This window comes from Pseudoxanthomonas beigongshangi (assembly GCF_016820515.1).
In the GTDB taxonomy this organism is placed as follows: domain Bacteria; phylum Pseudomonadota; class Gammaproteobacteria; order Xanthomonadales; family Xanthomonadaceae; genus Pseudoxanthomonas_A; species Pseudoxanthomonas_A beigongshangi.
Map to the genome: position 1 here is coordinate 85,853 of NZ_JADHDV010000016.1, position 8,935 is coordinate 94,787.

9 protein-coding genes, 1 tRNA gene and 1 pseudogene are annotated in these 8,935 nt (G+C 62.6%); 8 read left to right on the plus strand and 3 right to left on the minus strand.

Features of this window, described 5'->3' with window-relative positions; all coding sequences use genetic code 11:
• The first annotated feature begins 13 nt into the window (after positions 1-13).
• From tolB to IQ458_RS13195, 7 genes are all read left to right on the plus strand, one after another.
• Entirely contained in the window at positions 14-1,333 is a 1,320-nt protein-coding gene (gene tolB / locus IQ458_RS13160; RefSeq protein WP_183638928.1) for a Tol-Pal system beta propeller repeat protein TolB, read from the plus strand.
• A gap of 52 nt (positions 1,334-1,385) precedes the next feature.
• Entirely contained in the window at positions 1,386-1,901 is a 516-nt protein-coding gene (gene pal / locus IQ458_RS13165; protein WP_203323116.1) for a peptidoglycan-associated lipoprotein Pal, read from the plus strand.
• Between the two features lie 12 nt (positions 1,902-1,913).
• Positions 1,914-2,723, plus strand: coding sequence for a tol-pal system protein YbgF (gene ybgF / locus IQ458_RS13170; protein ID WP_203323124.1), 810 nt, complete (start codon positions 1,914-1,916; stop codon positions 2,721-2,723).
• A gap of 131 nt (positions 2,724-2,854) precedes the next feature.
• Entirely contained in the window at positions 2,855-3,529 is a 675-nt protein-coding gene (gene queE / locus IQ458_RS13175; RefSeq protein ID WP_183638926.1) for a 7-carboxy-7-deazaguanine synthase QueE, read from the plus strand.
• A gap of 83 nt (positions 3,530-3,612) precedes the next feature.
• Positions 3,613-4,422, plus strand: a complete 810-nt coding sequence (locus tag IQ458_RS19635; RefSeq protein ID WP_235996829.1) for a hypothetical protein — start codon at positions 3,613-3,615, stop codon at positions 4,420-4,422.
• A complete protein-coding gene (queC, locus tag IQ458_RS13190) occupies positions 4,418-5,083 on the plus strand; it encodes a 7-cyano-7-deazaguanine synthase QueC (protein WP_183638925.1) in 666 nt (221 codons plus the stop codon). Before IQ458_RS19635 ends, queC begins: the two co-directional genes overlap by 5 nt.
• Before the next feature lie 67 nt (positions 5,084-5,150).
• Positions 5,151-5,226 (plus strand) — tRNA-Lys (locus IQ458_RS13195).
• A gap of 163 nt (positions 5,227-5,389) precedes the next feature.
• Here the strand turns inward: IQ458_RS13195 and IQ458_RS13200 are convergent.
• Positions 5,390-5,989 (minus strand): site-specific integrase, encoded by a 600-nt coding sequence (locus tag IQ458_RS13200; protein ID WP_203323117.1) that lies wholly within the window; start codon positions 5,987-5,989, stop codon positions 5,390-5,392.
• Positions 5,990-6,006: 17 nt separating this feature from the next.
• Between IQ458_RS13200 and IQ458_RS13205 the strand changes: the two are divergent.
• A pseudogene (locus tag IQ458_RS13205) lies at positions 6,007-6,975 on the plus strand (phage portal protein); the annotation flags it as partial.
• A 35-nt stretch (positions 6,976-7,010) separates the two neighbouring features.
• On the opposite strand, the gene IQ458_RS13210 reads toward IQ458_RS13205, so the two are convergent.
• Together IQ458_RS13210 and IQ458_RS19640 are read right to left on the minus strand one after the other, a co-directional pair.
• Entirely contained in the window at positions 7,011-7,997 is a 987-nt protein-coding gene (locus IQ458_RS13210) for a RelA/SpoT domain-containing protein (RefSeq protein ID WP_203323118.1), read from the minus strand.
• A 654-nt stretch (positions 7,998-8,651) separates the two neighbouring features.
• Positions 8,652-8,935 (minus strand): hypothetical protein (locus tag IQ458_RS19640; protein WP_235996833.1); only part of this gene is annotated, 284 nt, incomplete at its 5' end.

The following is an 8,935-nucleotide window of genomic DNA, read 5'->3' on the forward strand; positions in this document are numbered from 1 at the left end:
CCCCCGACCTGCCATGAAAAAACTGCCGCGCTGGCTTTCCGCCCTGACCCTCCTGCTGCTGTCGTTCGCCGCTGCCGCCCAGGAGCGTGGGCTGGACATCGACATCATCGGCGGCAATGCCTCGGCGCTGCCCATCACCATCGTGCCGATGCCGTACCAGGGCTCGGCGGGCGCCCCGCAGACCGACGTGGCCGGCGTGGTGCGTGCGGACCTGGAGCGTTCCGGCTCCTTCCGCACCCTGCCGGAGGCCAGCATCGTCGAACGCCCGACCCGTGGCAGCGAGGTCCAGTATCCGACCTGGCGCGCGCTCAAGCAGGACTATCTGGTGGTGGGCCGCGTGGTCGACGCCGGTGACGGCGGCTACCGGGTCGAGTACGAACTGTTCGACGTGGCCAAGCAGGAGCGCCTGCTGGGATTGGCGATGACCGCGCGCGCCAACGCCATGCGCGATGTCGCCCACCAGATGGCCGACGCCATCTACGAGAAGATCCTCGGCATCCCGGGTGCGTTCTGGACCCGCATCGCCTACGTCACCGCCAGCGGCGCCGGCAAGGGCGCGCGATATGCGCTGATGATCGCCGACTCCGACGGTTTCAACCCGCAGACCGTGGTGCGCTCCTCCGAGCCGCTGCTGTCGCCGTCGTGGGCTCCCGATGGCCGTCGACTGGCCTATGTGAGCTACGAGGGCGGCAACTCGGCCGTCTTCGTCCAGGACATCACCACCGGCGCACGCCAGAAGGTCTCGGGCTTCCGCGGCATCAATGGTTCGCCGTCGTTCTCGCCGGATGGCAACCGGCTGGCGCTGACCCTGTCGCGCAGCGGCAATCCGGAAATCTACGTGATGGACATCGCCAGCCGGCAGCTGCGCCAGCTGACCAACCAGTCCAGCATCGACACCGAGCCGGTCTGGAGCCCGGATGGCGGCAGCATCTACTTCACCTCCGATCGCGGCGGCCGTCCGCAGATCTACCAGGTGCCGGCCAGCGGCGGTTCCGCGAGCCGGGTAACGTTCGAAGGCAGCTACAACGCCTCGGCGAAGATTTCCTACGACGGCAAGAAGATCGCCGTGGCGCAGGGCAGCGGCAACACCTACCGCATCGCCCTGATGGATCGCAGCCTGGGCTCGCCGCGCTGGTCCACCCTGTCGCCGGGCTCGCTGGACGAGTCCCCCAGCTTCGCGCCCAACGCCAGCATGGTCCTGTATGCCGCCCGCGAAGGTGGAAGAGGCGTACTGTATGCGGTCTCCGCCGACGGCCGGGTCCGCCAGCGCCTGGTACTGGCCGATGGCGATGTGCGCGAGCCGGCATGGTCGCCGTACCGCGCAAAGCGTTAAGATAACGTCTACGGTTTTACCCCCATCCCTGCGAGAAGCCGAAGGAATGACGATGAACAATACTGCCCGCGTTTTGATGCTGTCCCTGATGTCCGTGGCCGTGCTGGCCGGTTGCAAGAAGGCTGTGAAGGAAACCCAGCCGACCGACACCACCACCACCGTCCCGACCACCCCGACCGAGCCCACCACTTCCGGCGTCTACGGCCCGAACGACCTGGACACCGACGCCTGCCTGCGCCAGCGCGTGGTGTACTTCGATCTGGACCAGGATTCGTTGAAGCCGGAATTCCAGGCCATCATGGGCTGCCACGCCAAGTACCTGCGTGACCGTCCGTCCTCGCGCATCACCCTGGAAGGCCATGCCGACGAGCGCGGCAGCCGCGCCTACAACCAGGGTCTGGGCGAGCGCCGCGGCAACGCCGTGTCGTCCGCGCTGCAGGCCAACGGCGGCTCCAGCAGCCAGCTGAGCGTGGTGAGCTACGGTGAAGAGCGTCCGATCTGCACCGAATCCAACGAGTCGTGCTGGGCGCAGAACCGTCGCGTCGAGATCGTCTACACCGCCAAGTAAGCGATGAGCGCGATGTCGATCGGCAAGCGTTTCCTGCTGGTCACGGCGGCGGCCCTGGTGGCCGCCGCTCCCGCCTGGGCGCAACGCCAGAGTCTGGCGGACCGCGTCGCGGCGCTGGAGGCCAAGGCCAACAATTCCCAGGCCAACATGGAATTGTTGAACCGCCTGAGTCAGCAGGAAGGCGAAATCCGCGAACTGCGTGCGCAGATCGAGAAGCTCCAGCACGATCTGCAGGAGTTCCAGCAGCGCAATCGTGATCAGTACCTGGATCTGGATGGCCGGCTGAACCGCATGGAAGGCGGTGCCGCGCCGCCCGTGGCGGTGCCCGCGACCAGCAGTAGCGGCGGCACCCCGCCCACGACCCCGCCGGTGGCCGCCAATGTCGAACCGGCGCCCTCCGTGCATGGCGATCCCGGATCCCTGGCCCAGGCCGGGGATGAACGTACCGCCTACAACCAGGCGTTCGACAAGCTGAAGTCCGGCGACTATGTCGGCTCCGCCCAGCTGTTCACGGCCTTCCTGCAGGCGTATCCCAGCGGGGTCTACGCGCCCAACGCGCTGTACTGGCTGGGCGAGAGCTACTACGTCACCCAGAATTACGCGTTGGCCGCGGAGCAGTTCCGCGCGCTGATGGAGCGCTATCCCACCCACGACAAGGCGCCGGGTTCGCTGCTCAAGCTGGGCCTGTGCGAATACGGCCTGGGCAAGGTCGACGCCGCCGAGCGCACCCTGGCCGACGTGGTCAGCCGCTATCCCGGCAGCGATGTCGCCCGTACCGCCGACGATCGACTGAAGGCCATCCAGCTCGGCCGACTGCGCTGAGTCCGTGCCAGGGAAAGGCCGGCCGCGGTCCGCGGTCGGAACGGTACGCGCCCCTGGCCGCGGCCGTCGCTGAACGCAATCCACCCCCACAGCCCGACGGCCGCCGCGCCGACAGGCGATAATGTGCCGTCATGAACGCCGTCCCCACGTCCGAGCCCGTTGCCCAGGAACGCCTGAAGCTGACGGAAATCTTCCTGTCCCTGCAGGGCGAGGCCAACACCGCCGGCTGGCCCACGGTGTTCGTGCGCCTGACCGGCTGCCCGCTGCGTTGCCAGTACTGCGATACCGAGTACGCGTTCTATGGCGGCCAGTGGTGGGACATCGATGCGATCCTGGCCGAAGTCGCCCGCCACGGTGTCCGCCATGTCTGTGTGACCGGCGGCGAACCGCTGTCCCAGAAGCGCTGCCTGATCCTGCTGCGCCGGCTCTGCGACGCGGGCTACGACGTCTCGCTTGAGACTTCCGGCGCGCTCGACATTGCGGAGGTCGATTCGCGGGTTTCGCGGGTGGTCGACCTGAAGACCCCCGGCTCGCGTGAAATGGCCCGCAACCGGCTGGAGAACCTGCCGCTGCTGACCCCGCGCGATCAGGTGAAGTTCGTCCTGTGCGGACGCACCGACTACGACTGGGCGCGCGGGATGGTGGCCGAGCACCGGCTCGCCGAGCGCTGTGACGTGCTGTTTTCGCCTTCCAAGTCCGAACTGGAGCCGCGCCAGCTGGCCGACTGGATCGTCGAGGATCGGCTGCCGGTACGTTTCCAGATGCAATTGCACAAGCTGCTCTGGAACGACGAGCCGGGCCGGTAGCGATGGGCGTACGTGCGCGGCCTGGTGCGTCGCGCGAAAATCCCCCGTAGCCCTTTGACCAGCCATTCGGCTGTCGAGAAGCGTTGCAAAAATGGGCGAAAGCCGGATGCTTTTCCCGATTCCCGATTCCCGATTCCCGATTCCCGATTCCCGATTCCCGATTCCCGATTCCCGATTCCCGATTCCCGATTCCCGATTCCCGATTCCCGATTCCCGATTCCCGATTCCCGATTCCCGATTCCCGATTCCCGATTCCCGATTCCCGATTCCCGATTCCCGATTCCCGATTCCCGATTCCCGATTCCCGATTCCCGATTCCCGATTCCCGATTCCCGATTCCCGATTCCCGATTCCCGATTCCCGATTCCCGATTCCCGATTCCCGATTCCCGATTCCCGATTCCCGATTCCCGATTCCCGATTCCCGATTCCCGATTCCCGATTCCCGATTCCCGATTCCCGATTCCCGATTCCCGATTCCCGATTCCCGATTCCCGATTCCCGATTCCCGATTCCCGATTCCCGATTCCCGATTCCCGATTCCCGATTCCCGATTCCCGATTCCCGATTCCCGATTCCCGATTCCCGATTCCCGATTCCCGATTCCCGATTCCCGATTCCCGATTCCCGATTCCCGATTCCCGATTCCCGATTCCCGATTCCCGATTCCCGATTCCCGATTCCCGATTCCCGATTCCCGATTCCCGATTCCCGATTCCCGATTCCCGATTCCCGATTCCCGATTCCCGATTCCCGATTCCCGATTCCCGATTCCCGATTCCCGATTCCCGATTCCCGATTCCCGATTCCCGATTCCCGATTCCCGATTCCCGATTCCCGATTCCCGATTCCCGATTCCCGATTCCCGATTCCCGATTCCCGATTCCCGATTAAAAAAGCCGTCGTTCTTCTCTCAGGTGGCATGGATTCCGCCGTCGTCGTCGCCATCGCCCGCGAGCAGGGCTATGCCGTGCATGCGCTGAGCGTGCGCTATGGCCAGCGCCACACCTCGGAGCTGGAAGCCGCGGACCGGGTCGCGCGTTCGCTGGGCGCGGTCGCGCACAAGACCGTGCATGTCGACCTGCGCAGCATCGGCGGATCCGCGCTCACCGACGACATCGACGTGCCTGAAGCCGGCGGTGGCGGGATTCCGGTGACCTACGTGCCGGCCCGCAACACCATCATGCTGTCGGTGGCGCTGGGCTGGGCCGAGGTGCTGGGCGCGGCGGACATCTTCTGTGGCGTCAACGCGGTCGATTACTCCGGCTATCCCGATTGCCGGCCGGAATTCATCGAGGCCTTCGAGAAACTCGCCAACCTGGCCACCAAGGCCGGCGTGGAAGGCGCGGGCCTGCGCGTGCACGCGCCGCTGATGAGGATGGGCAAGGACGACATCGTGCGCGAGGGCCTGCGCCTGGGCGTGGACTTCTCGGAGACGGTCTCGTGCTACCAGGCCGACGAACAGGGCCGCGCCTGCGGCCACTGCGACGCCTGCCGCCTGCGCGCAGCGGGTTTTGCCGATGCCGGCGTGGCCGACCCGACCCGATACGCCTGAACCCCGGATTTTTCAGCCGCCCCCAAGCTGGGTTAGAATTCGCACCCCGGCGCAACGCCGGGTGCATGGGCCGTTAGCTCAGTCGGTAGAGCAGAAGACTTTTAATCTTTTGGTCGAAGGTTCGAATCCTTCACGGCCCACCAATCGCATCAATCACTTACGTCGTGACGCGGCGCGGAAAAACGCCCTTCCGGAAAAATGACCGGAAAAATGGACGCCCGGCGCGATGTTCCACGCGCACCTGCAGGCATAAAAAACCCGCCGATGCATGGCCGGTTCTTTGTGGTCGACCAAGGCATGGGCTGGTCAGGATTTCGCCGGCTTCGGCGGTGCTACAACGGGAAGCACGTGGTGGTACCGGATCGTCGTCCTCGGTGACTTGTGGCCCGCACCATCCTGCGCGTCGCCGATGTTGCCCTGGGTGTCAGTGATGCCACGGTGCTTTAACCCATGAAGGCTGTATCGATCGCTGGCGTCCAGCTCGCCATCGCGGATCGCCATGATCATGGCGCGTTGCCACGCGGAGTCCAGGGCCGACTTGCTGAGCGGCGTTCCCGATTCGGTCACCAGCAGCCGCCGCTGTTCTGCGCGGATCGGAATGGGCCTGTCGAACTTTTCCATCCGTTCGGCGCGGTAGGCGACCAGCCAATTCCAGGCTGCGCGCATCTCTTCATTCCATAGGGTGACGTTGTCGCGCGAACCCTTGCGCCGGTTGGTGATGATGCCCGCCTCGGTGTAGTGGGCATCGGTAAGGGTGTTCACCTCGATGCCACGCGCGCGCAGGTTGTAGGCCAGCGCCGATACCGCGTGCAGATAGGGCGGCACGCAACCCCGGGTGTGCGCCTTACGGCGGCCGCGCACCTGCAGGAAGTTTTGCATCTTGGCGAACGCCTCCAGCGAAGGCATTTTCCCGTCGCCGACTTCCTCGACCTGTTTTACGCCCTGGCAAGGGTTGTGCTGGCAATACGCGGGGCATCCTCGATTACATCGAGTGCGCCAACAACGGGCGATGGTACGAGCCGCCTGTGTCGCTGGACGGTCTGTCCAAGACCACGCGAGCGAATCCCTATTTGAAATCCGGGTTGCTATTCAAGCGCAACATGCTGGTGAAGACGTTCATCCCGCATCGGCTGCTGTCGCGGGAGTCGTTCGAGCAGTTGGCCACCGACTGGCTGCATTTCGGCAACGGCTATCTGGAACGCCGAAATTCGGTACTGGGGTCTCCGGTCTTGCTGCAGGCGCCCTTGGCGAAGTACGTGCGGCGCGGCGCGGAACCGGGCGCGTTTTACCAGGTGACGGGGCATCGGGAGGAACACGAATTCCGCCGTGGTTCCGTGTTCCAGTTGCGAGAGGCCGATGTGGATCAGGAAATCTATGGTGTGCCGGAATGGCTGTCGGCCGTACAGTCTGCGCTGCTCAATGAATCGGCAACACTGTTCCGGCGCAAGTATTACAACAACGGATCGCACGCTGGATTCATCCTGTATCTGACCGATCCCAAGGTCAACGACGACGACGTGGACGCCATCCGCGAGGCGCTGAGGAAGTCGCGCGGCCCCGGCAACTTCCGCAACCTGTTCCTGCACTCGCCCGATGGCAAGAAAGATGGGCTTCAGCTTATCCCGGTCAGCGAAGTGGCGGCCAAGGATGAGTTCAGCGGGATCAAGAACATCACGCGAGACGATATGCTGGCCGCGCTGCGCGTGCCGCCGCCGCTGATGGGCATCGTTCCGCAGAATGCGGGCGGGTTCGGTGATATCGAAAAGGCTGCGAAGGTGTGGGACGCTATCGAGCTTGAACCCATGCAAACGCGAATGGAAAAGGCAAATGAATGGATCGGTGATGAAGTCATACGATTCCGACCGCTGGAACTGGGTCGGGGTACGATGTGATGGCGAACAAATGCGCTAACAGGGACGTCGCCTGCTCAATCTATCCCGAGGTGGCTTCGTAGCTTCTTAACTGCCCTTTGCCCTTGAATGAGGCGGTACAGGTCATCCAGCTTCCGCACAAACACTTTAGTGTCGAGAAAGTAGTTGGGATATGCCTTTCGAAGCTGTTGAACGGTGCCGCCTGGCACCAACACTGCATCGATGGGCTCGCCAGCTGCCGTGCGTGACTCCTCGTAGCTGTAAAGTTCGTGGGCGCGAGCTTGTTCCCTGCCGGAGAACGACTGGACAGTCAGATGGCGCGTTGCCATGTTCAGCACTACGACGTGATAGGCGGCTAGTCGGCGTTCCGGAGTGGTGATATGGCTGGCGGCCACAGTGAATCCACGCAGGCGGGCCCGAACTTGCAGATCGTGCTCTAGTTCGAACAGCCTATGCAGTAAATTCTCCCAAGCCAAGCCTCTAAGGGCATCAGGAAGTGGTTCCCTTTCCTCGCGCGCGAAAGCCGCGCTGACCAGTAGGAAAAACTCAGCCCAGGCGGGATTTGGCTTTCCAATCTTGATGTGTTGGCCCATGAACGTATCGACCGTTTCAACGGACGTCGCCCACGCGTGTTGCAGTCTCGTTCGGATCTGAACCTCGACACCAAGCCCATTGAATGCGTCGGCGCGTTCGCTCTGATAGCGGTACTTTAGATGGACGCTCCGATAGCCATCCGCTTTTGGGTATGCAACATAGTCGTCTGTTCCACGCAGTTCATGAGCAAACCTGCTGTGTTTCTCATAGTTCACTCGGAGACGATTTACATCCGACATGCTCGCCGCTATCGCCCTTATCCCTGCGATGTCCTGCATGCGCTGCAGACGCATGTTCTCATTGCGGCGCAACTTGGCTGAGATTGAGGGAAGGCGCTTGAGCCTTTGCCCAACAACTGCCTTGATGCCTAAGCGGTTCAGCTTGTCCCGCAGCGTTGCTTGGAAAGTGTTCAGCGGATAGGCATGGGCTGCTCGCCAGTTGTGGATCACTTCTAACGCCCACAGTGCCTCTTCGGGACTTGATGGTCCGATTAGGTATTCCCCAGCCTTACCCACCTGACTGCGACTGAACGCAGGTCTCACGAACGCCATATCACCCCCTTTGGTCTGGCAATCCTAGCGGATGCGGGCCCGCAGGGCTCTTTTACCCTGGCGCGCGCAGTCGTCGCCCCGCCACGCCTGCGGTCTAAACCCCCTGGGTTTTCCGCACGCCTGCAGACCGCGATTCGGGCCGCCGTAGCGGGCTCAGGAGCGCTGAGAGGGGCGCTCCTGAGCCTGCGGAACCCTGCGAAGGCGAGGCGCCCTCAGTGCCGTTCCGCGGCCTTCCAGCGACCTCGGCGGGCAGGGTGAAAAATTTGGATGCCCATCGGAACGAGGTAATAGGTAATTGGTGCCCTGAAATCCGGTCTAACCCATTGATTAGGCAGTGGTTGTCGATGTTACCTCGGGAGGTAATCCGAGGTAACACGGGAGGTAACATCGAGCCAAGTCATTGATTTAAAAGGGTTCCATTTCTGCCTGATATTACCTTCTAAAAAGGTAACAAGATTACCCCGCCGTTACCCTTTTATTACCTTTGAGATTGACTCTTAACTATCTGATATGAAAGAGAAATAGTGCTGCTTTTTCGCCGTATTACCTTTATTACCCTTTTCCGGCGGCCACCTCAAAATTTGACCTTATGTAAGACGGATACACGGCCAGCACAGGTTTGCTATTGGCGGTGCGAGCGAGCCATGGGAGTTTTCCCAAATTGTTGCCGTTCCATTGACAAGCAACGAGCGAGCATGCAATCAGTAAGTCGCCAAGGACGGTCGCCTGAGATGCCGTCTCATTCGCCAAGAGGACGGTCATGGGGATATGGAATAGAACCGCGAGTATTGCCCTGCAAGCGGTCATGGTTGGACCGGCCAGAGTTCTGTAGACAC